Consider the following 23219-nt stretch of genomic DNA (forward strand, 5'->3'; position numbering starts at 1 on the left):
GGCATGACGCGTTCGTCCGCCCGTTCCGCCTCGCTGCTGCTGATCGCATCGGGCTTCGTGGTCTGGGCCTCGGCCTTCACGCTGCTCTATGCCGCGCTGTCGGTCGGCTGCGCCTATGGCTGGCAGCGGATCGTGATCGCCGACACCGACCTGCAGCGCGCGGCCCTGCTTGCGATCTGGGGCGTTCACCTCGTCGTGCAGACCGGCATCCTGATCCATTGCTGGCGGCTGCCTCGGACGACGGACGACGGCACCGCCGCCTTCACGCGCCGGGTCGCGATCGGATCGAACGCCGCCGCGCTGGTCGCGACGGTGTGGACCGGGCTGGTGATTCCTGCGGCGTCGCCGTGTCTGTGAGGAGGGAAAGTCCCTCGCCACTGGCTCTTTGAAACGCTCGCCACAGGCAAGACCTCATGGTGAGGAGGCGCGAAGCGCCGTCTCGAACCATGCGCCAGGGGGCGTGCGTCGCCGCATCCTTCGAGACGCCCGGCTTCGCCGGGCTCCTCAGGATGAGGTCGGACTTGTTGCGATGCAAGATTTTGCCGATCGACTACCGCGGCGGCTGCGCCGGCTCCGTGGGCCTGGCTTCGTCGACGCCGTGCGGGTCGAGCGTCGCCCAGCCTTCTTCGCCGGGCGGTGCCGGCAGTTGCTGCTGCAGCGCGCGGTTGCGCAGGATGTGGGCCTTGGAAATCATGTGGGCGGCGATCGGCGCGGTGAGAAACAGGAAGACCGAGATGATCAGTTCGTGCAGCGACGGGGCGTCCCGCAGCAGCGCGAAATACAGCATCGAGGCGATCAGCAGCGAGCCGATGCCGAGCGTGGTGGATTTGGTCGGCGCATGCAGACGACGCATGACGTCCGACAGCTTCACCAGACCGAACGATCCGACGAACAGGAAGAACGCGCCGATCAGGATCAGCGACGACACCAGTAATTCGCTCAGTCCGGCCATCGTCATGCTATTCGATCACATTGCCGCGCAGCAGATATTTGCAGAACGCGACCGTCGACAGGAATCCGACGGCCGCGAACAGCAGCGCGATCTCGAAATACAGGCTGGTGTCGAACCAGATGCCGATCACCACGATCAGTCCGATGGCGTTGACCGCGAGCGTATCGAGCGCGAGGATCCGGTCGAGCACGTCCGGCCCGGTGCCGAGCCGGTAGAGGTTCATCAGCACCGACACGCTGATCACGCCGACGGCGACGAGGCATGCTGTTGCGATCATCCGAAGATCTCCTTCAGCCGTCGTTCGTAGCGGGTCTTGATCTGCTCGACCGTGCCGGCCGGATCGGTGGTGTGCAGACAATGCACCAGAATGGCGCTGCCGTCGGCGGCCAGATCGGCGCTGACCGTGCCCGGCGTCATGGTGATGGTCGCCGCCAGCAGCGCGATGGCCTCGGGCGAGGTGAGGTCGAGCGGCACGACCACGAATTGCGATTGCAGGCTCGCGCTCCGCCGGAACAGCACCCAATAGGCGACCTGAACGTTGGAGACGACGATGTCCCAGCCGACGATCGCAAAATACACGATCAGCTTCAGCGGATTGCGGATGGTGGGTCGGGTCGGCCAATACGGGCTGGTGAACAACGGGATCGCGAGCCCGAGCACCAGCCCCAGCACCACGCTGCCGAGCGAGAACGTATTGATCAGCGCGACGAAGACGCCGGCGATCACCAGGCTGAGGATCGGATGCGGCAGCACTTTGGTCATTGCGGAGCGCTCCGCGACAGCGCCAGGGCGGCCGGGTTCACGGCGCGGACATAGGCATTGATATCGAGCGTCTGCTGCGCCGTCGCCGCCAGTTCGCGGGTGATCGGGCCGGCGAACACCGACAGCAGCGCAGTTGCGCCGAGCAGTCCGGCGATCACCGCGACCGGCAGCGCGATCGACGGCGCGGGGTCAACCGGCTGCGGCGGACGGTCGGCGACCTTCCAGAACAGCGTGCTGCCGGCGCGGGCGAAGCCGACGATCACCAGAAGGCTGGTGCCGAGCAGGATCGTCCAGCTCGTCACCGCCAGCGGGCCGCGCCAGCTCGCGTCGAGGATCAGCAGCTTGCCGAGAAAGCCGGACAGCGGCGGCATTCCGGTCATGGCGATCGCCGCGACGAAGAACAGGCCAGCGAGCAGGTTGGGATGGCGAAGGGGCGGCGCCGGCACCAGCCGGTCGGCAAGGCGGCCGCGCTGCGCAGCGACCAGATCGGCGAGCAGGAACAGCGCCGCGCCGCTCAGCGTGCTGTGCAGCAGATAGTACAGCCCGGCGGACAGGCCGCTCGCGTCGAACAGGCCGAGCGCCAGCAGCAGCGAGCCCATCGACCAGACGATCGAGAAGCAGACCAGCCCCAGCAAGGTCGGGCTCGCCAGCACGCCGACCGCGCCGAGCGCCAGCGTCGCCAGCGCGGCGGGCACCACCCAGGGCGCGGCGATGTCCGCCACCGGCCCGGCATCGGCGCCGAACACCACGGTGTAGACCCGGACGATCGAATAGGCGCCGACCTTGGTCATCATCATGAACAGCGCCGCCACCGGCCCCGGCGCCGCCGCATAGGCCGAGGGCAGCCACCATTGCAGCGGCACCAAGGCGGCCTTGAGCGCGAACACCAGCAGCAGCAGCAGCGCGCCGACGCGCAGGATGGCTTCGTCGCCGGGCGCGATCTGCGTCACCCTGGCGGCGAGGTCCGCCATGTTGAGCGTGCCGGTCACCGCATAGATCAGCCCGACGGCGAACAGGAACAGCGTCGAGCCGACCAGATTGATCGCGACATAATGGAAGCCCGAGCGCAGCCGTCGCGCGCCGCCGCCATGCAGGATCAGGCCGTAGGAGGCGATCAGCATGATCTCGAAGAACACGAACAGGTTGAACACGTCGCCGGTGAGGAAGGCGCCGTTGAGGCCCATCAGTTGAAACTGGAACAGCGGATGGAAATGCCGGCCGCGATCGTCCCAGCCGGCCAACGCGTAGATCAGCACCGCGACCGCCAGCAGCGCCGTCAGCAGCACCATCGTGGCCGCGAGGCGATCGAGCACCAGCACGATGCCGAACGGGGCGCGCCAGTCGCCGAGCTGATAGGAGGCCGGCGCGCCGTCGGCCGCCGACATATAGAGCCAGCCGGCGACCGCGAGCAGCGCCAGCGTCGCGCCCGCCGAGACGATGCGCTGGCTGGCCAGATCGTGCCGCAGCACCAGCACCAGGAAGGCGGCGGCGACCGCGGGCAGGACGATCGGGGCGATGATCAGGTGGCTCATCGGCGCGTCGCCTCGCGCTTGGGCGCGTCGCGCCGCGGCTCGCCGTTCTCGACGCGCTCGGTGCCGGTCTCGAGGAAGCCGCGCAGCGCCAGCACCACCACCAGCGCCGTCATGCCGAACGAGATCACGATGGCGGTCAGCACCAGCGCCTGCGGCAGCGGATCGGCGTAGTCGGTGACGCCCTTGGTGATGATCGGCGCCTTGTCGATCGCAAGACGCCCCATCGCGAACAGGAACAGGTTCACCGCATAGGACAGGAAGGTGGTGCCGATGATCACCGGAAAGGCGTGCCGGCTCAGCACCAGATACAGGCCGACCATGGTCAATACGCCGATGCCGCTCGCAACCAGGATTTCCATTCAGCCCTCCTGAGCCGCGGGAGCTGCGGGCCGCGGCCGCATCGGGGAGCGGGGCAGGATCGGGATGTCGGACGGGCCGGGCGGCACCGGCGACCGCTTGGCGCGGCGCTCGACCCGCGAGATCTGCGACAGCGACAGCACCACCGTGCCGACCACGGTGAGGAAGACGCCGATGTCGAACAGGATCGCGCTCGCAAGTTCGACGTTCCCGATCAGCGGCACCGGCACGTAGACGAAGGCGCTGGTGAGGAACGGCCGCCCGAACAGGAACGCGCCGATGCCGGTGGCGGCGGCGGCCAGCACCCCGGCGCCGAGCAGGCGGTGGCCGTCGATCCGACGCTGCTCGGCCGACCAGGTGTAGCCGCTCGCCATGAACTGCATGATGATCGCGGTGGCGACCACCAGGCCGGCGATGAAGCCGCCGCCGGGCTGGTTGTGGCCGCGCAGGAAGATGTAGACGCCGACCGTGATCGCCAGCGGCAGCAGCGCGCGCGCCGCGACCACCAGCAGCAAGGGATGCGCGTCGGCGGAGTCGACGTGCTGCCGCATCGAATCGAGCCGCCGCGCCGCCGCGCCTTCGAGCGCATTGCTCAGCAGCGCGTAGATCACCAGCGCGGCGATGCACAGCACGATGATCTCGCCGAAGGTGTCGAAGCCGCGGAAGTCGACCAGGATGACGTTGACCACATTGGTGCCGCCGCCGCCGGGCTTGGATTCGGCGAGGTGATAGGCCGAGATCGAACTGAAGTCGCGGGTCATCACCGCATAGGCCAGCGCCGCGGCCGAAAGCCCGCCGCAGCCGGCGATCAGGCTGTTGCGCAGCTTGCGGCCGAATTTCGGCTCGGGCGGCGTCAGCTTCGGCAGCAGGTTGAGCGCCAGCAGCAGCAGGATCACCGTCACGACTTCGACGGAGATCTGCGTCAGCGCCAGATCCGGGGCCGAGAACTGCATGAAGGTGAGCGACACGATCAGCCCGACGACGCTGCTCAGGATCAGCGTCAGCAGCCGGTGGATGTGGAACATCATCACCCCGACGCTGGCGGTGACCAGCAGAATCCACGCCACCGCCGCCGGCAGGGTGACGGGCAGCAGCGCGCGCAGCCCGGCCTCGTGCCGGCCGCCGAGGAAGCCGACCGCGCCGACCGCCAGGATCGTCAGCGTGATCACCATCAGATAGCGCGGCAGCGATTCGTTGTGCAGCCGGCGGATGGTCCAGCGCGCGCTGCGCACCGCCGCCGCCATGACCGTGTCGAACATCGCCTTGGCGTCGGGCCGCGGCAGCCAGCCGCGCACGGTCTCCAGCGGGGCGTGGACGATCAGCAGCAGCAGGCCGCCCAGCAACGCGATGCCGCTCATCGCCAGTGGCAAAGTCAGGCCGTGCCAGATCGCCAGCGGCTGAAAGTCGAGTGGTGCGGCACCGACGACGGCCTGCGCGGTGCGCTCGACCACCGCGCCGGCGAGGAGCTGCGGCGCCAGCCCGATCGCCACCACCGGGATCACCAGGGCCGCGACCGGCGCCCACATGCCGAACGGCGGATCGTGCGGCGTGGCGTCGAGCATGGCGCGGGGCTTTCCGAGATAGGTCGAAACCGCGAACCGCACCGAATAGGCCACCGACAGCAGCGCGCCGAGCGTCGCCGCCGCCGGCACCAGCCAGACGCTGCCGAGCACATCGGTGTCGGCCGCGGCCTCCAGCATCATTTCCTTGGACAGGAAGCCGTTGAACAGCGGCACGCCGGCCATCGACGCCGCGGCGATCAGCGCCAGCACGGCGCTGATCGGCATCGGCCGCAGCAGGCCGCCGAGCTTGCGCAGGCTGCGGGTGCCGGTCTCGTGGTCGACGATGCCGGCGCTCATGAACAGAGCGGCCTTGAAGGTCGCGTGGTTGAGGACGTGAAACATGCAGGCGATCACGGCGAAGCGGGTGCCGAAGCCGAGCAGCATCGTCATCAGGCCGAGATGGCTCACCGTCGAGTGCGCCAGGATGCCCTTGAGGTCGTCCTTGAACAGCGCGATCCAGGCGCCGATCAGCATCGTCACCAGGCCGGTGGTGGCGACGATCGCGAACCACCATTCGGTGCCGGACAAGACCGGCCACAGCCGCGCCAGCAGGAAGATGCCGGCCTTCACCATGGTGGCGGAGTGCAGATAGGCCGAGACCGGTGTCGGCGCCGCCATCGCGTGCGGCAGCCAGAAGTGAAACGGAAACTGCGCCGATTTGGTGAATGCCGCGCCGAGCACCAGCAGCAGGATCGGGACGTATAGCGGCGACGCCTTGATCGCGTCGCCTCGCTGCAGGATCTCGGTCAGCTCATAGGAGCCGGCGGCCTGGCCGAGCAGCAGCATCCCGCCCATCAGCAAAAGCCCGCCGCCGCCGGTGACGACCAGCGCCATCCGGGCGCCCTGGCGGCCTTCCGGCAGATGATTCCAGTAGCCGATCAGCAGGAACGAGCTGAGGCTGGTCAATTCCCAGAACACCACCAGCAGCAGGATATTGTCGCTGATGACGATGCCCAGCATCGCGCCCTGAAACAGCAGCAGAAACGCGAAGAACCGTCCCATCGGATCGTCGCGGCCGAGATAGAACCGGGAATAGACGATCACCAGCAGCCCGATCGCCAGGATCAGGGTGGCGAAGAACAGGCCGAGGCCGTCGAGGAAGAACCGGAACGACAGCCCGAGCGCCGGCACCCATTCGGTGCCTGAGCGGATCGTCGCGCCCTCGAATACCGCAGGCGCGTTCGCGAGCAGGATCACGAGCGAGACCAGGCTGACGGAAGCGGTCACGAAGGTGCAGGCGTTGCGCCCGGACCGGATTGCAACCAGGGGCAGGACAGCGCCGAACAGTGGTATCAGAGCAATCAGTGCGAGCGGCATCGACCCCATCCGTGCACGCCGTTGTCCCCGACGCCGGTCTGCGCATTTACGACCACGGAAATCTCAGCCCGCGGAGATGCTTGACAGGGTTTGCAGGATTGGCCGGCGGATGCAAGAGCGGCAAATGGCGGGGCAAGCGGAAGACGGACCGCGAAGCAGCAGGATGAATTCAATCGGGCAACCATTTCTGTAAGGTTGCGGTATTTTCGCTTCCCGCAATTCGCAGGGGAAGGCGGCATTTCGGCGCGCCCGTCGCCCGGTCGCCGGGAGGTCGTTGCCGTCTCAGGTGCCGACGCGCAGCGCGGCGGACTGCTTGCGCAGCAGCGCGATCACCGACAGCGGCGTGATCAGGCCGGTGCGGGGATTGTCGGAGGGCACGTTCTCGATCGTCATCGAGAACCGCGCCGAATCCGAATCGACCTCGATGCGGTGGGTGTTGCGGGTGACGCCGGGATCGGCCCAGATCTCCACCATGGTGCGGTCCGGCCCGATACCGGCCAGCGACAGCGCGACCGCGACGTTGAGATTGGCCGGAAAGCCCTTGCCGGCTTCGCGCGCGGTGCCTTCGAACAGCTTCAGCGGCTCGCCCAACCCGTCGATGTCGATGCCGTTGTCGACGATGAACGGCGCGCCGCGCAGTCCGTCGACCGGCTTGCGGGTGATCATCCGCACCGAATGAATCGTCCCGACCGCGGCGGCGGTGACGGCATCGAGCCCGATCAGCGCGCCGGTCGGCACGATGATCTGGCCGCCGTTCGCCTTCGCCAGATCAATCAGGTCCTCGTTCTGCAGCAGCGCCGCGGCGCTGAGCACGATCGCGGTCTTGCCGCGGCTGACGAACGGCTCGACGATCGCGCGCAGCAATTTGGCGGGGGCCGCCTCGATCACCAGATCGGCATGAGCGTGCAGCTGATCGAGCGGCACGACCTGCGGCGGCGCCCGCAGGCCCCCCAGGAAATCGCGATGCTTCTCCGGGTCGCCGCTGGCGACGGCGCCGAGCGTCAGCCCGTCGAGCCCGCGATCGAGTTCACGCGCGATCGCCTTGCCGATGGCGCCGAGCCCGGCAATGGCGACGCGCTGCGGGGCCCGGCTGCTGCGCATCAGACCACGCGCTCGCGATGCACGCAGCGGCAATCCATCTCGTAGTCGAGGCCTTCCACCGGCGGGCGGTTGAAGTGCCAGGTCAGGCCATGGCGGAACACGCCGCGCTTGCCGAGCTCGCTCTCCAGGAACGGATGGACGTCGTACACGGTGTAGAGCTGCGCTCCGGTGATGTCGCGCCAACTGCCGCCGAACGCGCTCATCCGCCGCTCCATCTCGCCGAGCACGAACTGCGCCTTCTTCCGCAGGCCCTCGGGGCTGGTGTCGCCGAGCGCCACAGTGTGCTCGCGATAATTGCCCTTGCCCTCGGGCGCCTCGCCGCTGCCGGCAATCACGAAGGACGGCGGCGCGTCGGCGGCCGGCACCGTGTAGGAGAAGGCGTAGAAGCTCGGCTCGGCCGGCGGATCGATCTGCGGACAGACGTTGCTGCGCGCGATCGGGTTGATGCCGTCCTTCATGATGCCCCAGTCGACCAGCGTCTGGATGTAGATCTCGTTGAAGGCCTTGAAGCCGTCCTCGGTGAACGGCGCGGGCGAGCGCAGTTCGCAGGCGCCGAACGCGGTCAGCGGCCGGCCGGCGGCCTCGAGGATTTCGGCGATCTTCGCGAAGCCCTGCTTCAGCGGCACCGGCTCGGCGAAGCGCACGCGCTCGATGGCGAAGCCGGGCAGCGCGGCGATGCCGCAGGAATATTGGAAGACGCCCGGCATGTAGCGATAGCCGCTGTTCGGGGCTTCGACGGTCTCGATCATGATTCCTCTTTCGATCAGGCAGTGAAACTCGGTGTGTCAGTCCTGCAGCACGCCCAGATAGGCGTCGCGCACGATCGGGTCGGCGAGCAGATCCTCGCCCGAGCCCTCGCGCACGATCCGGCCCATATCCATGACGAAGGCGCGGTGGCAGAGGTCGAGCGCGATGGTGACGTCCTGCTCGACCAGAAGGATCGAGGTGCCGCCGGCGTTCAGCACCCGCAGCGCATCGACCAGTTGCTCGACCAGGAGCGGCGACAGGCCGAGCGACAATTCGTCGATCATCAGCAGCTTCGGCGCGCTCATCAGGCCGCGGCCGATCGCGCACATCTGCTGTTCGCCGCCGGACAGCGTCGCGGCCTGCTGATTGCGGCGCTCGCGCAGTTTCGGAAACGTGCCATAGACCTGATCGAGGTCGCGCTTGATCTCGGCGCGGCCGGCGCTGCGCAAGTAAGCGCCCATCAGCAGATTCTCTTCGACGCTCATCGCGCCGAACAGCCGGCGGCCTTCCGGGACGTGGACGATGCCGTGGGTCAGGATCTGCGCGGCCGTGCTCCCGGTGATGTCCTCTCCCTCGGAGAGATATCGGCCGGCGCGGACCGGGATCAGCCCGGATAGCGCGCGCATCAGCGTGGTCTTGCCGGCGCCGTTGGAGCCGATCAGCGCGGTGATCTCGCCGCGGCGCACCGCGAGGTCGATGCCCCACAGCACCTGGATTTCGCCGTAGCCGGCGTCGAGGCCTTTGGCTTCGAGGATCAGTTCGCTAGCCATGGCGGGCGGTCCGTTTGGCGTATTGCTGCCCGAGATAGGCCTCGACCACGGCGGGATTGCTGATCACCTCGCGCGGCGCGCCGTCGGCGATGAGCTGGCCGTTGTGCAGCACGACGATGCGGGTGCAGACGTTCAGCACCACCTTCATCAGATGTTCGATCATCACGATGGTGATGCCGTTCGCGGCGAGCTGATGGATCAGTTTGGTGGCGCGTTCGACCTCGGCGCTGTTGAGGCCGGCATTGACCTCGTCGAGAAACAGCAGCTTCGGCTTCATCGCCAGCGCTTTGGCCAGTTCCAGACGCTTGCGCATCGCCAGCGTCAGGGTGGCGGCGGACTGATCGGCCTGCGGCTCCAGCCCGACGAAAGCCAGATGCTCGCGCGCCGCCTCGCGGGCCGATTTCAAGCTGGCGCCCGGCTGCGAGAACAGCGCCGCGGCGGCGACGTTGTCGAGCGCGGAGAATTCGGCGAAGGGCTGCACGATCTGGAAGGTGCGGGCGAGCCCGAGCCGGGCCGCCTGGTAGGTCTTGATCTTCGTGATGTCCCTGCCGTCGAAGCTGACGGTGCCGGAATTCGCCGGCGTGACGCCGCAGATGGTGTTGACCAGCGTGGTCTTGCCGGCGCCGTTCGGCCCGATCAGGCCGAGCACCTCGCCGCCCGACACCGACAGCGAGACGTCGCGCAGCGCCTGCAGGCCGGAGAAGTGCCGGGAGACGCCGGTGAGTTGCAGCAGCTCAGACATGCTTCGTCCTCCGCCACAGCCGGTCGAACCGCAGCGAGCTCAGGCCGTGCGGCAGGAACAGCAGCAGCATCACGATCAGCACGCCGAGCACGCCGGTGTGGATGTGGGTGTAGTTGCGCCACACCACTTCCTCGAGGCCGAGATACATGAAGGCGCCGCAGGCGACGCCGAGCGGCGAGCCGAGCCCGCCCATCAGCGCCATCACGATCGGCTTGACCGAATACAGGATGTCGAACACGTCGGACGGATCGATGTAGTGCACCCAGGCGGCGTAGATGCCGCCGGCGACGCTGACGAAGCAGGCCGACAGGCCGAACGCGATGCTCTTGGCCAGCGTGGTGTTGAGGCCGACCATGCTGGAGGCGGTCTCGTTCTGGCGGATGCAGTTCAGCGCGAAGCCGAGCTTGGAGTTCGCCACCACGATCACCATCAGCGCGGTGATCAGCATCACGCCCCACATCGCGTAGAAGAAGAACGTCGCCTCCGCCATCACGCCGGCGCCGGAGGCGAGCGGGATGTTGAGCCCCATGCCGCCGCCGGTGAGGTCGGTGGCGTTGTTGACGACCTCGCGCAGCACCTCGGCGAGCGACAGGCTGGCGATCGCGAAATAATGCCCGCGCAGCCGCAGCAGCACCGCGCCGAGCGCCACCGCGGAGACCAGCGCCAGCAGACCTGCGACCGCCGCCGCCGCCCACAGCGGGAAGCCCTTGCCCATCAGCACGCCGCCGCAATAGGCGCCGAAGCCGAAGAACGCCGCGGTGGCGAACGACGGATAGCCGGCGAAGCCGCCGACCACGTTCCACGACAGCGCCAGCACCGCATACATGCAGGCGATGGTGCCGAGCCGCAGCGCATAGGCGCCGCCGAACAGCGGCAGAGCCGCGACGCAGGCGATGAGAACCAGAAGGGCGATATTGCTGCGGCTCATTCGAAGCCCTTTCGGCCGACCAGGCCCTGCGGGCGCAGGATCAGGAAGATGATCAACAGCAGGAACGACAGCGTGGTGGCGTGCGCCGGGCCGAAGAAGGCGGAGCCGACGCTTTCGACCAGCGCCAGCAGCATGCCGCCGGCCAGCGCGCCGGACACGCTGCCGAGCCCGCCGAGCACGCAGACCACGAAGGCCTTGCCGAGATAGGCCGTCGAGGTCAGCGGCGAGATCGGGAAGATCAGCGCCATCAGCACGCCGGCGCAGCCGGCCAGCGCCGCGCCGAGACCGAACGCGACCGCGTAGATCGAGGGCACATGGACGCCCATCAGCACCGCGGCGTCGCGATCGAGCCGCACCGCGACGATGGCGCGGCCGACCCTGGAGCGGCGCAGCAGCAGATACAGCAGGCCGGTCAGCGCCAGCGCGGTCGCGGTCGCGATCAGCCGGTCGACCGGCACCACCACGCCCTCGAACGATACCGAGCCGAGCGGCGGGATCAGCGTCAGGCGGCGATAGTCGGCGGTGAAGAAATAGATCATCGCGTTGTTCAGGATCAGATCGAGCCCGAAGGTCAGCGTCAGCGTCACCAGCACCGGCGCGGTGATGACCCGGTTGAGGATCAGCCGCTGCACGATGTAGCCGAACACGAAGAACACGGGCGCGGCGACCACGATCGCGTACCACGGCGACAGATGCAGCGACTGGTACAGGCCGAAGGCCAGATAGGCGCCGAGCACGATGAACGAACCGTGGATCAGGTTGATGACGTTGAGCACGCCCCACACCAGCGAAAACCCGATCGCGATGCAGGCGTAAAGACTGCCCAGCACCAGCGCGTTGATCAGGATCTGGACGGCTTGCATGAGAGAGGTTTCACTTGGGTGAGAGGCGAGGAATGTCGAGGGCGCAGCGTCGGGCGAAACGTCAGTTGGCGGAACGAGGCCTTTGCCCCGTCATTGCGAGCGTAGCGAAGCAATCCAGAGGCGCCATGCGTGGCATGGATTGCTTCGTCGCTTCGCTCCTCGCAATGACGGGGAGAGGTCGGGAGAAATCAGCGAGGCTTACTCGAGACCGATCTTCAGGTCGCCCTGCTTGATCGCCTGCGGGAACAGCACCACCGGCTTGCCGCCCTGGATCTGGAAGACCGGCGGGTCGAGCGAGTTGATCTGGCCGTTGGCGCCGAACTTGACCGGGCCGAAGAAGGTGACGACGTCCATCTTGGCGAGTTCGTCGCGCACCTTGTCGCGGTCGACCGAACCGGCCTTCTCGATCGCGATCTGGAACAGCGCGCCGCACAGCGCCGCCGAGGCGTGCGCGTAGTCCGGTTCGGCGTTGTACTTGTCCTTGAACAGCTTCACGAAATTGGCGGTGGAGCCGAAGATGTCCTTGCCGTCATAGCGCGCGGCCGGATGCCACCAGGCGGCGCTCGAGACGTTCTCGGCGCCCTTGGCGAGCGCGTCGATGAACTCCTGATAGGCCGGACCGGCGATCATCGAGACCACCGGGGCCTTCATCTGCTGGTCGATCATCTGCTTGCGCACCAGCAGCAGGTCGTTGGTGTAGCCGGTGACGAAGATCCATTGCGGCGACTGCGCCTTGATCGACGACAGCGTGGCGGAATGGTCGAGCGTCCCGATCGCGTATTTCTCGAAATACACCACCTCGAAGCCGTTGGCCTTGGCCGACTTCTCCATCTCCTGCGCGATCGCCAGCGGGAACAGATCGTTGCGGGCGAGGATCGCGACCTTCTTGACCTCCGGCACCTTGGCCTTGATCATTTCGGTCAGCGGCGTCGTCAGGGTGTCGTTCGGGGTGAATGTGCCGAACAGATATTTGTAGCCCTGGTCGTAGACCTGGGACGACGAGGCGGTCGCCGCCAGCGTCGGCACCTTGTGCTTTTCCGACACCGTGCTGGCCGCCTTGGCGGCTCCGGAGCCGAACGGCGAGAACACGAAGTTGACGTTGTTCTGGGTGATGAGCTGCTCGGTCGCCTGCACGGCGCGCGGCGTGTTCGACTGGTAGTCGGTGTAGACGATCTCGACCTTGTACTTCTTGCCGCCGACCGAAATGCCGCCGGCCTTGTTGGCCTGCTCGGCCCACAGATTGTAGCCTTGCTGCTGCTTGATGGCTTCCGGCGCCAGCGGGCCGGTGATCGGCAGCGGCGCGCCGATCTTGATGACGTCGTCGGCCGACGCTGCGGAAATCTGGGTTCCGGATGCCAGCGCGGCGATGCCGAGCGGGATCGAGAGGCGTACGCAGCGAGCAACCCACGAGTGAAGCATCTGTTGTCCTCCTTGGCGGCCTTGGGTGGGCCGACTCTGCCAAACCATCCATTCGAATAAAAGCATTGAAATTAGAGTTCTCAGATCGAATAATTAGACCGCTAGCCAGCCGCTGCCGGAATCTTCGGCAGCCCCGAAGCCACCCGGCCACCGAAGGAACCTGCAGCGATGATCGAGTCGGCGGCGATTCGCTATTTTCGCGAAGTCACGGAATCCGGCTCGATCAAGCAGGCCGCCGCGACGCTGCGGATCGCGCCGTCGGCGATCAGCCGGCAGATCCAGGCGATCGAGGAAGAACTGTCGGTCAAGCTGTTCGAGCGCAACGCCCGCGGCATGACGCTGACCGACGCCGGCCGGCTGGTGTATCGCTACGCCGTCGACAATCGCAGCCTGCTCGACGGCATTCGCGCCAAGGTGCAGGAATTCGAGACCATGCGCCGCGGCCAGATCCGGTTCGCGACCGTCGAAGGCATGCTGGCGAATTTCCTGTCGAACTTTTTGGTCGAGCTGTCGGCCGACTATCCGGGCATTTTCGTCTCGACCACGGTGGTCGGCTCGCGCGCGGTCGCCGAAATGGTCGGGCGCAACGAGGTCGATCTCGGGCTGGTGTTCGGGCGGGCGCCGCGGCGCGACCTGATCGAGCTGGCGCGGATGCGGCAGTCGCTGTGCCTGATCGTCGCGCCCGATCATCCGATGGCGGATCGCTGCTCCTGCTCGGTCAAGGATCTCGAGGGTCTGCGCGTGATCGTTCCCGATCCGTCGTTCGGCATCCGTCAGGAGATCGACCGCGCCTGCGCCAACGCCAAGGTGCGGCTGGAGATCTGCAGCGAGACCAATTCGCTGGCGTTCGCGCAGATGCTGGCGTCGCGCACCGATCTCGCCACCTTCCTGCCGCGCGACACCGCGATGCCGGCGATTACGGCCGGGCGGCTGGTGGCGGTGCCGCTGCGCGACAAGCGGCTGGAGGCGACGCAGGTGACGCTGGTGCAACTCGCCACCCGCAACATCTCGCCGTCGTGCCGGATGGTCGCCGAGCTGCTGATCGCGCGGATGAAGCGCGCGCGGGAGTAATGCTCCCCCATACGTCATGGCCGGGCTCGTCCCGGCCATCCACGTCTTCCTTGCGGCGTGAGCCCCAGTTCGTGGATGGCCGGCACAAGGCCGGCCATGACGGGTTGTCAGGACGGCGCGAAACTCGACTTTCAGCGACGAAGCGAGCGGCTACGCCGCCTCGTCGCGCATGTGATACCAGCGATACAGCATGCGCTGGCCGAGCCGGCGGAACGGCTCGAAAGTGTGGGTCGGCAGCGGCGAGGTGAAGATCGGCAGGTCCTGGCCCTTGAAGTGCTGGCCGGCGATCATCTGCGCCATGCGGCGGCCGGCCTGCGCCGAATAGGACACGCCGTTGCCGCCATAGCCGAGCGCGTAGAACAATTTGTTCTGCGGGTCGGGCTGGAAGATCCGCGGCATCATGTCGTGGCTGACGTCGACCCAGCCCCACCACGAATAGTCGATCTCGATGCCCTGCAGCGCCGGGAATTTGCGATGCAGGCCGTCGATCAGGAGCTGGAGATGCTTCGGATGATCGGCGTCGGCGCCGGTGATCGAGGAACGGCTGCCGATCTGGATGCGGTTGTCCGGCAGCAGGCGGTAGTAGTAGCGCAGCGTCCGCGTGTCGGTCAGCACCAGCTTGGTTCTGAAGCCGGTGGCGTCGAGTTCGGCCGCGGTCAGCGGCCGCGTCACGATCGAGTTCGACAGGATCGGCATGCAGCGGCCGCGCAGCGCCGGGGTCAGACCGGGCGCCGTGTAGGCGCCGGTGGCGATGCCGACCGCGCGGGCCCGCACCGTGCCGCCCGGCGTGCGCAGATACATCGCGCCGTCGCGGGACTGGATCTCGGCGACCGGGCTCGCCGGATGGATTTTGACGCCGAGATCGCGCGCCATCTGCTGATAGCCGAAGGCGAGCCTGGCCGGATGCACCCCGGTGCCGAGCGGCTCCAGCACGGCGCCGACGGCCTCGGCTTCATTGACGTAGTCGCTGCGCAAGCGATCGGCGCTGACCACGCTGGTGTTCTCGCCGAATACGTCGCGCAGCACCTCGGCTTCGGCGGCGATCTTGTCGAACTGGCGCTGGCGGTGCGCGATATACAAATGGCCGCCGCGTTGCGGCTCGCAATCGATCGGGCTCTGCCGGATCAGCTCCTCGAACGTCTCGAAGCCGTCGCGGATTTCGGCGTGGAGCTGCTTGGCGACGTCGACGCCCCAGCGCGCGATCCATTGCGACCGGGTCAGCCGGCCGGCGGCGTTCTGGCCCTGGCCGCCGTTGCGGGTGCTGCACCCCCAGGCGACGCGATTGGCTTCCAGCACGACGGGCTTGATACCATGTTCGCGCGCGAGAAAGATCGCGCAGGCCAGCCCGGTGTAGCCGGAGCCGACGATCGCGACGTCGGCGTCGAGGTCGCGACTGATCGGGCCGTCGTCGTCCGGCAGCGTGCCGGCCGTGGCCTGCCAATAGGTCGGCGCGTAGTCGCGGTTGCGGCCGGGGCCGTCGCTGACCAGCGGATCGTAATGCGGATCGTAGGCCGCGAGCGGCGGCGTCTTCAGCGGCCGGTTCATCACGCGGCTCCCTTGGCGGGCAGCGCCGGCCGGTCCTTGCGGAACGCGCTCTTGCTGCAGATCAGCTCGCCGCGAAAACCGAACAGGTCGACGCCCTCGGCCTCGATCCGCGACCCATCCTTTGCGGTCGCGCGAAAAATCCATTCGGAGATGCCGCGATCGCCGAACACGGCGTGGCGGGTGCATTCCCAGCTCACGTCGGGGAAGGTCGCGAAGGTGCCTTCGAACGCGGCGCGGACCGCTTCGGTGCCGACGATGCGGCGGCCGCAGGCGTCGGGACCGGCCGCGGCATCGAACACGATGTCGTCGGTCATCGCCGACATCACCCCGGCACCGTCGTGGCGATTGAAGGCCTCGAACACTAGTTCCAGCTTGCGCAGTCGCAGGGCATCGAGATCGGACACAGCAGGATCAGACATGGAGCTTCCATCATGGTGGGCGCGCGAGCGTCTCCGTGATGATGGCGCGGATCGGCCGGCAGCTTCGATCTGACGGTGCCATGACGGCTGAGGGCGGTTTAGAACCAGATGGCCGTGACGTCTGCGGCCAGAATCGCCGCGACGCCGAACCGGCCCAACCGGCGCGGCGAGCTGGCCCCGCAAACTGGCCCAATGGCTTGGCTACGGCTGGACCTTCGCGCGCGAAACACAATCGCCAAGGTGGCGGCATGATCAACATCGCCACCCGCATCGATCCCGCCATCGCGTCCGAGGTCTCGGATGTGACCACCCAATTGCACGGCCGTCATCTGATCGGCAACGCGCTGGTTCCGGCCGTCAATGGCGCCACGCTCGAGGTGCTCGATCCGGCCACCGGCGCGGTGCTGGGCGAAGCGCCTGCCGCGACGACGGACGACGTCGCGCGTGCCGTCGACGCCGCATCGGCGGCGTTTCCGGGCTGGGCGGCGACGCCGGCGCGGCAGCGCGGGAAACTGATCGCCGAGGCCGCGCGAAACATCGCGGCGAAGTCGGGCGTGCTGGCCGCGGTGCTGGCGCTGGAAACCGGCAAGGCAATCCGCACCGAATGCCGCGGCGAGATCGCCACCGCGATCGATATCGTCACGATGTATGCCGGCCTCGCCTCCGAGCTGAAGGGCGAGACGCTGCCGTTCGATCCGCAGATCCTCACCTATACCAGCCGCGAGCCGCTCGGCGTCGTCGCCGCGATCCTGCCGTGGAACGTGCCGCTGGTGCTGATGATGCTGAAGATCGCCCCGGCGCTGGTCGCCGGCAACACGGTCGTGGTCAAGGCATCCGAAGAGGCGCCGTTCGCCACCATCGAGATGGCGCGGCTGATGGCCGAATTGCTGCCGGCCGGCGTGCTCAACGTGATCTGCGGCACCGGCCGCGATTGCGGCTCGGCGCTGGTCGAGCATCCGGCGGTCGCCAAGGTGACGTTCACCGGCTCGCAGGCCGTGGGCGAGCTGATCTACCAGACCGCCGCGCGAAAAATCATTCCGGTCAGCCTCGAGCTCGGCGGCAAGAGCCCGATGATCGTCTATCCGGACGCCGACATGGCGCGGGTCGTCGCCGGCGCGATCGCCGGGATGCGCTTCACCCGGCAGGGCCAGAGCTGCACCGCGGCGAGCCGTATCTATGTGCACAAGACGCTGATCGACGCGTTCGTCGTCGCATTGCAGGAGGCGGTGGCGAAGCTCACGATCGGCGATCCGCTCGACGAGGCGACCGATATCGGCACCGTGATCTCGCAGCGGCAGAAGGCCAAGATCGAATCCTATCTGGCGCTCGGCGAACGCACCGCCGGCGCGCGGGTCGCGCGTTGCGGCGAGCTGCCGCGCGCCGGCCATCTCAAGGATGGCCTGTTCCTGCAGCCGACCATCGTCACCGGCCTGCCGGAGGACAGCCCGCTGATGCGCGAGGAAATCTTCGGCCCGGTGGTCTGCGTGCAGCCGTGGGACGACGAGGACGACGTCATCGCCCGCGCCAATGACAGCGATTTCGGCCTCGCCGCCACGGTGTGGACCCACGACCTGCGCACCGCGCTGCGCGCCGTGCAGCGGCTCGACGCCGGCTACGTCCAGGTCAACCAGAATTTGACGATCCAGCCCAATCTCAGCTACGGCGGGTTCAAGAAATCCGGCCTCGGCAAGGAGGCGTCGCTGGAAGCGATGCTCGAACACTTCACCAAAAAGAAGACCGTCGTCATCGACATGCGGTGAATGCTGCCATGCAGGACCTGATCGCCGCGGCGCAGGCGAGTTTTCTCGGCGCGCTGCCGACGCCGGGCGTGATCGCGGCGACGCTCGCGGCGGTGATCGCCGCTGCATTGCTGCGCGGCTTCACCGGCTTCGGCTTCGCGCTCGCCGCGGTGCCGCTGCTCGGCCTGTTCATGGCGCCGGCGAAAGCGGTGCCGATCGCGGTGGTGCTGCAATTGCTCGGCGGGCTGACGGATTTCCGCCGCGCCGGCCGCGACTGCCACTGGCCGTCGCTGCGCTGGCTGATCGTCGGCGCGGTGATCGGCTCGCCGATCGGCGCGCTGGTGCTCAGCATCGCGCCGGCGCCCATCGCGCGAATTGCGATCGCCGCCATCACCGCCGTCGCCGTGGTGATCCTGAGCCGCGGCTTTGCGCTGGCGGAGATTCCGTCGCGGCCGGCCACAGCCGCGGTCGGACTGGCCGCCGGCCTGTTCAACGGCCTCGCCGCGATGCCGGGGCCGCCGGCGGTGGTGTACTACATGTCGGGTCCGTTCCGCGCGGCTGCTGCGCGCGCGTCGCTGCTGGTGTTCTTTCTGGCGACCTCGATCACGGCCTTCGCCAGCACCGCCGCGGTCGGGCTGGTCAATGGCGGCATTCTCTGGCTGGCGGCGCTGTCGTTCCCGGCGATGCTGCTCGGCACCAGGATCGGCGAATACGGCTTCCGCCGCGGCACCGAGGCGCTGCATCGCACGGTGTCGATTGCGAGCCTCGGCGGCGTCGCCCTGCTCAGCGCCGCCAAGGGCATCAGCGAGCTGATGTAGTTCCTTCGCACGCTCCACCGACGCCGTCGTGCCCGGGCTTGTCCCGGGCATCCACGCCTTGCGATCGCAGTCGCAGTAGAAGACGTGGATGGCCGGGACGAGCCCGGCCATGACGACTTAATTGTTCAGATGCCGCGCGATCACCTGGCCGAGCCGCTCGATGCCGACCTCGATGCGGTCGGTGCGGATCGAGGAGAAGCCGAGCCGGAAGCAATGCCGGCTGGCGGTCTCGTCCATCGAGAACACCGCGCCCGGCTCGATCACCACGCCCTGCGCCAGCGCTTCCCGCGCCAGCGCGGTGGTGTCGGTGCCCGGCGGACAGGTGATCCAGTAATTGGTGCTGCCCGGTCCGCGCGAGAAGCTGCAGTCCGGCAGATATTTCGGCAGCAGCCGGTCGAGCATCCTGGCGCGCTCCAGCAGCACGCGGCCGACCTGGGCGAGGTGCGAGCGATAGTGCCCGAGGCCGATGAACAGCGCGGCGACGCGCTGGTTGTTCAGCGGCGGGTGGCGCAGCATCAGCCGCCGCAGCGCCCGCAATTCGCGGATCACCGGCGCCGGCGCCACGACGTAGCCGAGCCGCAGGCCGGGCGCCAGCGCCTTCGACAGGCTGCCGACATAAAGCACGTTGCTGGCGTGATCGAGGCTCTTCAGCGGCGGCAGCGTCGCCGCCTCCGGCATCAGTTCGCCCTCGTAATCGTCCTCGACCAGCACGACGTCGCCGGTCTCGGCGGCCTTGAGTAGCTCAAGCCGCCGCTGCAGCGGCATCACCGTCGCGGTCGGGCATTGATGGCTGGCGGTGACATAGGCCAGCGCGCAGCTTTGAAAACGCTCGTCCGGCAGCAGCCCCTGGGCGTCGGAGGCGAGCGGCACGACGTCGGGCGTCAGCATCCGGAAGATATTGCGCGCGTCGGGATAGCCCGGCTCCTCGATGCCGACGCGGGTGCGCTCGTTGATGAACAGCGTCGCGATCAGATACAGCGCGTGCTGCGCGCCGATCGTCATCATGATCTCGTCGGAGCGCGCGTGGATGCCGCGTCGCGGCAGCACCTGGAGCTGCAACTGTTCGATCAGCGCCGGATCGTCGCCGTCGATCAGGTCGCGCGCCCAGTTGTTGATTTCGGGAACGCTCAACGCGGCGCGCGCGGATTCACGCCAGTCGTTGGTCGGAAACAGGCTGGGATCGAACTGGCCGAAGATGAAAGGGTAGGGCTGCGCCTGCCAGTCGGCGGGCTTGACGATGTTGCGGTGCGCAGACGGCTGCACCGCGTAGCGCGCGGCCCAATGCGCATCGTCGCGGCTCGCCGCTTCGGCGGGCTTGCCGGCGCCGGATGCGATCTTCTTCGACAGGCCGGCGACGAAGTAGCCGCTGCGCTGCCGCGACACCAGGAAGTTCTGGTCGACAAGTTGCTCGTAGGCGATCACCACGGTGTTGCGCGACACCTTGAGCACCGCGGCGAGATCGCGGCTCGACGGCATCCGCATCCCGAGCGGCAGCCGGCCATCCTCGATCGCGGTGACGATGATCTGGCGGATCTGCAGTTGCAGAAACGAGCCGCCGCGATCCATTCCGCGGAATAAGGCGCCCCAGAACAGCGTGTCGCTATTGCCTAATGATGCGGCATTCGACGAGGCATTTGCCGAACGATCAAGCGCGCCGTTGCGGGCGGCGTCCTGATAAGTGAGCTGTGCGAGCTTTCCCAAGACGATATAACCTGTCGATATAACCTGTCAGCGCCGCGGATCCGTTGGAAGCCGGAAATCCGAGTATGTCGGTTTGAGATTTAGAAGCAAGAAGTCTGCCATCGAGCCCAGCGCTGGGCGGATGGCGCTGGCTCCATTCGTGCGGGGCATCTGGCGCTAGTGCGGCCGGGTGGTTCGCTTCACGCTCGCAAATGCAAGTTCGAAAGGCTCAGCAGCGTGAACCACGATACCGTCGTCTATTCGGCCCGTAGCATCATCACGATGAACCCGTCGCGTCCGACTGCTACGCATGTTGCGGTGCGAGACGGCCGGATCGTCGCGACCGGCACGGCGGACGAACTGTGTGCCGGCGGTGCGCGGCTCGACGATCGCTTCGCCGACAAGGTGCTGATGCCGGGCTTCGTCGAGGGCCACAGCCACATCATGGAAGGCCTGATGTGGCAGCTTCCCTATATCGGCGCGTTCGACCGCCGCTCGCCGGAAGGCCGCATCGTGGCCGGCGTCGCCGATATCGACGCCATCGTGGCGCGGCTGCAGCAGGCCGAAGCTCAATTGCAGGAGCCGAACGCGCCGCTGTTCGCGTGGGGCTTCGATCCGCTGCATATCGGCGGCAAGATGCTGACGCGGCACGATCTCGACCGGGTCTCGACGACGCGGCCGGTGATCGTTGTCCACGCCTCGTTCCACATCAACAACGTCAACACCACGACGCTGGAACGCGCCGAACTGCTGCACGCCACCAACATTTCCGGCGTCGTCGCCGGCGCCGACGGTCTCGCCAGCGGCGAACTGCAGGGCATCCCGGCGCGGATGCGGCTGTTTCGTTCGCTCGGCAACAATCCGCAGACCGGCAACATCACCGCCGCAGACGTCGCGCGCTACGCGGCCTCGTGCTGCGTGCAGGGCGTCACCACGGTCACCGATCTGCACAACGACATGTCCGACCAGACCGTCGATGTGTATCGCACCGCGACCGAAGCCGCGGATTTCGGGATGCGATTAGTTCCGGCGCTGGCGGCGGTGTCGCACACGCCGGAGCAGGGCGTCGCCAAGATCGCGGCGCTGCGCGAAGGCGGCAACGACAAACTGCATTACGGCATCGTCAAGCTGGTGGTCGACGGCTCGATCCAGGGCTTCACCGCGCGGCTGCGCTGGCCCGGCTATCACAACGGCGCCGCCAACGGGCTGTGGTACATCGCGCCCGAGGAACTGCCGCGGATCGTCGGCGCGTATCACCGCGCCGGCATCCAGCTCCACATCCACACCAATGGCGACGAAGCCACCGAGCTCGCGCTCGACGCCATCGAGGCGGCGCAGATCGAAACGCCGCGGCCGGACCATCGCCACACGCTGCAGCACTGCCAGATGGCCGACGCCGCGCAATTCCGGCGGATGAAGGCGCTCGGCGTCTGCGCCAATTTGTTCGCCAACCACGTCTACTACTGGGGCGACTCGCATTACGAACTGACGATGGGCCCGGAGCGCGCCGCGCGGCTGGATGCCACCGGCACGGCGCAGCGCATCGGCGTGCCGTTCGCGATCCATTCGGACGCGCCGGTGACGCCGCTGGCGCCGCTGTTCACGGCGTGGTGCGCGGTCAATCGCGTCACTTCCGGTGGTCGCGTGCTCGGCCGCGACACCGAGGCGCTGACCGTGGAGCAGGCGCTCGCGGCGATCACCATCGGGGCGGCCTATACGCTGAAGATGGATCATCTGGTCGGCAGCATCGAGACCGGCAAGTTCGCCGATTTCGTCGTGCTCGAAGACCACCCTTTGGAAGTGGCGCCGGAGCGGTTGAAGGATATCGCGATCTGGGGCACCGTGGTGGGCGGCGTCGTCCGGGAGGCGCCCCGGGCATGACGAGACCGTCCGCGACCACTCCAGTCACAGTGATCGGCGGCTTTCTCGGCGCTGGCAAAACCACATTCGTCAATCATCTGCTCGCCACCGGCAGCCCGCGCACCGCGGTGCTGGTCAATGATTTCGGCGAGATCAACGTCGACGCGACGCTGATTGCGAGCCACGACGGCAGCACGATGACGCTGACCAACGGCTGCATCTGCTGCAGCATCGGCACCGGCTTCATCGACACGATGTGCAAGGTGCTCGACGCCGAGGTGCCGTTCGAGCGCATCGTGATCGAGGCCTCGGGCGTCGGCGATCCGTGGAAGATCGCCGAGATCGCGCTGATCGAGCCGAGCTTGCGGCTCGACCGCGTCGTCGTCTTGGCCGATGCCAGCCGGATCGCGCAACTGATCGACGATGTTCGTGTCGGCGACACCGTGCGCGGCCAGTTCGCGCAGTGCGACGTCGTGCTGCTGAACAAGAGCGATCTGGTCGACGCCGACGCGCTCGCCGCGGCGCGCGCCGCGCTGCTGGCGCTGAAGCCCGGCCTGCGCATCATCGACACGTCGCGTGGATCATTGCCGACGCTGGCGTCGCTCGACGCGGGCGCTGCCATGTCGGCGTTTCGCGCCGACTCGCCCGACGCTGCGCCCAGCGACCACGGCGCCGCGTTCCGGAGCTGGGCCTATCGCCGCGACGGCGCGTTCGATCGCGACCGGATCGCCGGCGCGTTGGCGGCGCTGCCGCCCGAACTGCTGCGGCTGAAGGGCTCGTGCCGGCTCGACGGCGAGGCCGGCGCGAAGGTGTTTCAGATGGTCGACCGGGCATGGTCGCTGACGCCGCCCGCGCCGGACCAGCCGGAATCGCCGGGCATCGTGCTGGTCGGCGTCGGCACCAGCGATCTGCCGGAGCCGGCGGTGCTCGACGCGATTCTCGATCGCGCGCTCGCGGCCGGAGCTTCGTCATGAGCGCCGCACGACCCGTTGCTTTGCCGATGCGTACGCCGTGCGCATCGACCGTCCTCGCCCT

22 protein-coding genes are annotated in these 23219 nt (G+C 67.6%); 6 read left to right on the forward strand and 16 right to left on the reverse strand.

The window, feature by feature from the left end:
* Nucleotides 1-3: 3 nt before the first annotated feature.
* Nucleotides 4-357: a hypothetical protein gene (locus SR870_RS19650; RefSeq protein ID WP_322515191.1), complete on the forward strand. Its 354-nt coding sequence runs from the start codon at nt 4-6 to the stop codon at nt 355-357.
* A gap of 193 nt (nt 358-550) precedes the next feature.
* Here the strand turns inward: SR870_RS19650 and SR870_RS19655 are convergent, their stop codons facing one another.
* The 13 genes from SR870_RS19655 to SR870_RS19715 all read right to left on the reverse strand — a co-directional run bounded on the left by SR870_RS19655 (nt 551) and on the right by SR870_RS19715 (nt 13052).
* A complete protein-coding gene (locus tag SR870_RS19655) occupies nt 551-952 on the reverse strand; it encodes a Na+/H+ antiporter subunit G (RefSeq protein ID WP_322518321.1) in 402 nt (133 codons plus the stop codon).
* Between the two features lie 7 nt (nt 953-959).
* Complete coding sequence (locus SR870_RS19660; RefSeq protein WP_322515192.1) at nt 960-1229, reverse strand: K+/H+ antiporter subunit F; 270 nt, start codon at nt 1227-1229, stop codon at nt 960-962.
* Complete coding sequence (locus SR870_RS19665; protein WP_322515193.1) at nt 1226-1714, reverse strand: Na+/H+ antiporter subunit E; 489 nt, start codon at nt 1712-1714, stop codon at nt 1226-1228. The genes SR870_RS19660 and SR870_RS19665 overlap by 4 nt, the downstream gene beginning before the upstream one ends.
* Entirely contained in the window at nt 1711-3246 is a 1536-nt protein-coding gene (locus SR870_RS19670; RefSeq protein WP_322515194.1) for a monovalent cation/H+ antiporter subunit D, read from the reverse strand. The genes SR870_RS19665 and SR870_RS19670 overlap by 4 nt, the downstream gene beginning before the upstream one ends.
* Nucleotides 3243-3605, reverse strand: a complete 363-nt coding sequence (locus tag SR870_RS19675) for a Na(+)/H(+) antiporter subunit C (protein ID WP_322515195.1) — start codon at nt 3603-3605, stop codon at nt 3243-3245. The genes SR870_RS19670 and SR870_RS19675 overlap by 4 nt, the downstream gene beginning before the upstream one ends.
* Nucleotides 3606-6482, reverse strand: a complete 2877-nt coding sequence (locus SR870_RS19680) for a monovalent cation/H+ antiporter subunit A (RefSeq protein WP_322515196.1) — start codon at nt 6480-6482, stop codon at nt 3606-3608.
* A gap of 282 nt (nt 6483-6764) precedes the next feature.
* Nucleotides 6765-7583 carry an aspartate dehydrogenase gene (locus SR870_RS19685; RefSeq protein ID WP_322515197.1) on the reverse strand — a complete coding sequence of 273 codons (819 nt, stop codon included), beginning with the start codon at nt 7581-7583 and terminating at the stop codon, nt 6765-6767.
* The gene (locus tag SR870_RS19690) at nt 7583-8332 is read right to left on the reverse strand and encodes a hypothetical protein (protein ID WP_322515198.1); all 750 of its coding nucleotides are present in this window, start codon (nt 8330-8332) and stop codon (nt 7583-7585) included. Before SR870_RS19690 ends, SR870_RS19685 begins: the two co-directional genes overlap by 1 nt.
* A gap of 36 nt (nt 8333-8368) precedes the next feature.
* Entirely contained in the window at nt 8369-9100 is a 732-nt protein-coding gene (locus SR870_RS19695) for an ABC transporter ATP-binding protein (protein ID WP_322515199.1), read from the reverse strand.
* A complete protein-coding gene (locus tag SR870_RS19700) occupies nt 9093-9842 on the reverse strand; it encodes an ABC transporter ATP-binding protein (RefSeq protein ID WP_322515200.1) in 750 nt (249 codons plus the stop codon). Before SR870_RS19700 ends, SR870_RS19695 begins: the two co-directional genes overlap by 8 nt.
* Complete coding sequence (locus tag SR870_RS19705) at nt 9835-10770, reverse strand: branched-chain amino acid ABC transporter permease (protein WP_322515201.1); 936 nt, start codon at nt 10768-10770, stop codon at nt 9835-9837. The genes SR870_RS19700 and SR870_RS19705 overlap by 8 nt, the downstream gene beginning before the upstream one ends.
* Nucleotides 10767-11633, reverse strand: coding sequence for a branched-chain amino acid ABC transporter permease (locus SR870_RS19710; RefSeq protein ID WP_322515202.1), 867 nt, complete (start codon nt 11631-11633; stop codon nt 10767-10769). The genes SR870_RS19705 and SR870_RS19710 overlap by 4 nt, the downstream gene beginning before the upstream one ends.
* 198 nt (nt 11634-11831) lie before the next feature.
* Nucleotides 11832-13052 carry an amino acid ABC transporter substrate-binding protein gene (locus tag SR870_RS19715; RefSeq protein ID WP_322515203.1) on the reverse strand — a complete coding sequence of 407 codons (1221 nt, stop codon included), beginning with the start codon at nt 13050-13052 and terminating at the stop codon, nt 11832-11834.
* Nucleotides 13053-13220: 168 nt separating this feature from the next.
* On the opposite strand from SR870_RS19715, the gene SR870_RS19720 reads away from it, so the two are divergent.
* Nucleotides 13221-14123 (forward strand): LysR family transcriptional regulator, encoded by a 903-nt coding sequence (locus SR870_RS19720; RefSeq protein WP_322515204.1) that lies wholly within the window; start codon nt 13221-13223, stop codon nt 14121-14123.
* Between the two features lie 150 nt (nt 14124-14273).
* Here SR870_RS19720 and SR870_RS19725 read toward each other — a convergent pair whose 3' ends face one another.
* Together SR870_RS19725 and SR870_RS19730 are read right to left on the reverse strand one after the other, a co-directional pair.
* Nucleotides 14274-15668 carry an FAD-binding oxidoreductase gene (locus SR870_RS19725; protein ID WP_322515205.1) on the reverse strand — a complete coding sequence of 465 codons (1395 nt, stop codon included), beginning with the start codon at nt 15666-15668 and terminating at the stop codon, nt 14274-14276.
* Entirely contained in the window at nt 15668-16087 is a 420-nt protein-coding gene (locus SR870_RS19730; RefSeq protein WP_322515206.1) for a nuclear transport factor 2 family protein, read from the reverse strand. The genes SR870_RS19725 and SR870_RS19730 overlap by 1 nt, the downstream gene beginning before the upstream one ends.
* 248 nt (nt 16088-16335) lie before the next feature.
* Here SR870_RS19730 and SR870_RS19735 point away from each other — a divergent pair, with 248 nt between their 5' ends.
* Together SR870_RS19735 and SR870_RS19740 are read left to right on the forward strand one after the other, a co-directional pair.
* Nucleotides 16336-17847, forward strand: coding sequence for an aldehyde dehydrogenase family protein (locus tag SR870_RS19735; RefSeq protein ID WP_322515207.1), 1512 nt, complete (start codon nt 16336-16338; stop codon nt 17845-17847).
* Nucleotides 17848-17855: 8 nt separating this feature from the next.
* Complete coding sequence (locus SR870_RS19740) at nt 17856-18644, forward strand: sulfite exporter TauE/SafE family protein (RefSeq protein ID WP_322515208.1); 789 nt, start codon at nt 17856-17858, stop codon at nt 18642-18644.
* A 117-nt stretch (nt 18645-18761) separates the two neighbouring features.
* Here SR870_RS19740 and SR870_RS19745 read toward each other — a convergent pair whose 3' ends face one another.
* Nucleotides 18762-20345, reverse strand: coding sequence for a PLP-dependent aminotransferase family protein (locus tag SR870_RS19745; protein ID WP_322515209.1), 1584 nt, complete (start codon nt 20343-20345; stop codon nt 18762-18764).
* Between the two features lie 216 nt (nt 20346-20561).
* On the opposite strand from SR870_RS19745, the gene SR870_RS19750 reads away from it, so the two are divergent.
* Nucleotides 20562-22205 carry an amidohydrolase gene (locus tag SR870_RS19750; RefSeq protein ID WP_322515210.1) on the forward strand — a complete coding sequence of 548 codons (1644 nt, stop codon included), beginning with the start codon at nt 20562-20564 and terminating at the stop codon, nt 22203-22205.
* Nucleotides 22202-23158: a GTP-binding protein gene (locus SR870_RS19755; RefSeq protein ID WP_322515211.1), complete on the forward strand. Its 957-nt coding sequence runs from the start codon at nt 22202-22204 to the stop codon at nt 23156-23158. Before SR870_RS19750 ends, SR870_RS19755 begins: the two co-directional genes overlap by 4 nt.
* The last annotated feature ends 61 nt before the right edge of the window (nt 23159-23219 follow it).

The sequence above is a fragment of the Rhodopseudomonas palustris genome (assembly GCF_034479375.1).
GTDB classification, from domain to species: Bacteria; Pseudomonadota; Alphaproteobacteria; order Rhizobiales; family Xanthobacteraceae; genus Rhodopseudomonas; species Rhodopseudomonas palustris_M.

Bases quoted from the DNA above. Each gene is read 5' to 3' on its own strand.
- SR870_RS19650 (WP_322515191.1), top strand. From the start codon at position 4: ATGACGCGTTCGTCCGCCCGTTCCGCCTCGCTGCTGCTGATCGCATCG.
- SR870_RS19655 (WP_322518321.1), bottom strand. From the start codon at position 952: ATGGCCGGACTGAGCGAATTACTGGTGTCGTCGCTGATCCTGATCGGC.
- SR870_RS19660 (WP_322515192.1), bottom strand. From the start codon at position 1,229: ATGATCGCAACAGCATGCCTCGTCGCCGTCGGCGTGATCAGCGTGTCG.
- SR870_RS19665 (WP_322515193.1), bottom strand. From the start codon at position 1,714: ATGACCAAAGTGCTGCCGCATCCGATCCTCAGCCTGGTGATCGCCGGC.
- SR870_RS19670 (WP_322515194.1), bottom strand. From the start codon at position 3,246: ATGAGCCACCTGATCATCGCCCCGATCGTCCTGCCCGCGGTCGCCGCC.
- SR870_RS19675 (WP_322515195.1), bottom strand. From the start codon at position 3,605: ATGGAAATCCTGGTTGCGAGCGGCATCGGCGTATTGACCATGGTCGGC.
- SR870_RS19680 (WP_322515196.1), bottom strand. From the start codon at position 6,482: ATGCCGCTCGCACTGATTGCTCTGATACCACTGTTCGGCGCTGTCCTG.
- SR870_RS19685 (WP_322515197.1), bottom strand. From the start codon at position 7,583: ATGCGCAGCAGCCGGGCCCCGCAGCGCGTCGCCATTGCCGGGCTCGGC.
- SR870_RS19690 (WP_322515198.1), bottom strand. From the start codon at position 8,332: ATGATCGAGACCGTCGAAGCCCCGAACAGCGGCTATCGCTACATGCCG.
- SR870_RS19695 (WP_322515199.1), bottom strand. From the start codon at position 9,100: ATGGCTAGCGAACTGATCCTCGAAGCCAAAGGCCTCGACGCCGGCTAC.
- SR870_RS19700 (WP_322515200.1), bottom strand. From the start codon at position 9,842: ATGTCTGAGCTGCTGCAACTCACCGGCGTCTCCCGGCACTTCTCCGGC.
- SR870_RS19705 (WP_322515201.1), bottom strand. From the start codon at position 10,770: ATGAGCCGCAGCAATATCGCCCTTCTGGTTCTCATCGCCTGCGTCGCG.
- SR870_RS19710 (WP_322515202.1), bottom strand. From the start codon at position 11,633: ATGCAAGCCGTCCAGATCCTGATCAACGCGCTGGTGCTGGGCAGTCTT.
- SR870_RS19715 (WP_322515203.1), bottom strand. From the start codon at position 13,052: ATGCTTCACTCGTGGGTTGCTCGCTGCGTACGCCTCTCGATCCCGCTC.
- SR870_RS19720 (WP_322515204.1), top strand. From the start codon at position 13,221: ATGATCGAGTCGGCGGCGATTCGCTATTTTCGCGAAGTCACGGAATCC.
- SR870_RS19725 (WP_322515205.1), bottom strand. From the start codon at position 15,668: ATGAACCGGCCGCTGAAGACGCCGCCGCTCGCGGCCTACGATCCGCAT.
- SR870_RS19730 (WP_322515206.1), bottom strand. From the start codon at position 16,087: ATGTCTGATCCTGCTGTGTCCGATCTCGATGCCCTGCGACTGCGCAAG.
- SR870_RS19735 (WP_322515207.1), top strand. From the start codon at position 16,336: ATGATCAACATCGCCACCCGCATCGATCCCGCCATCGCGTCCGAGGTC.
- SR870_RS19740 (WP_322515208.1), top strand. From the start codon at position 17,856: ATGCAGGACCTGATCGCCGCGGCGCAGGCGAGTTTTCTCGGCGCGCTG.
- SR870_RS19755 (WP_322515211.1), top strand. From the start codon at position 22,202: ATGACGAGACCGTCCGCGACCACTCCAGTCACAGTGATCGGCGGCTTT.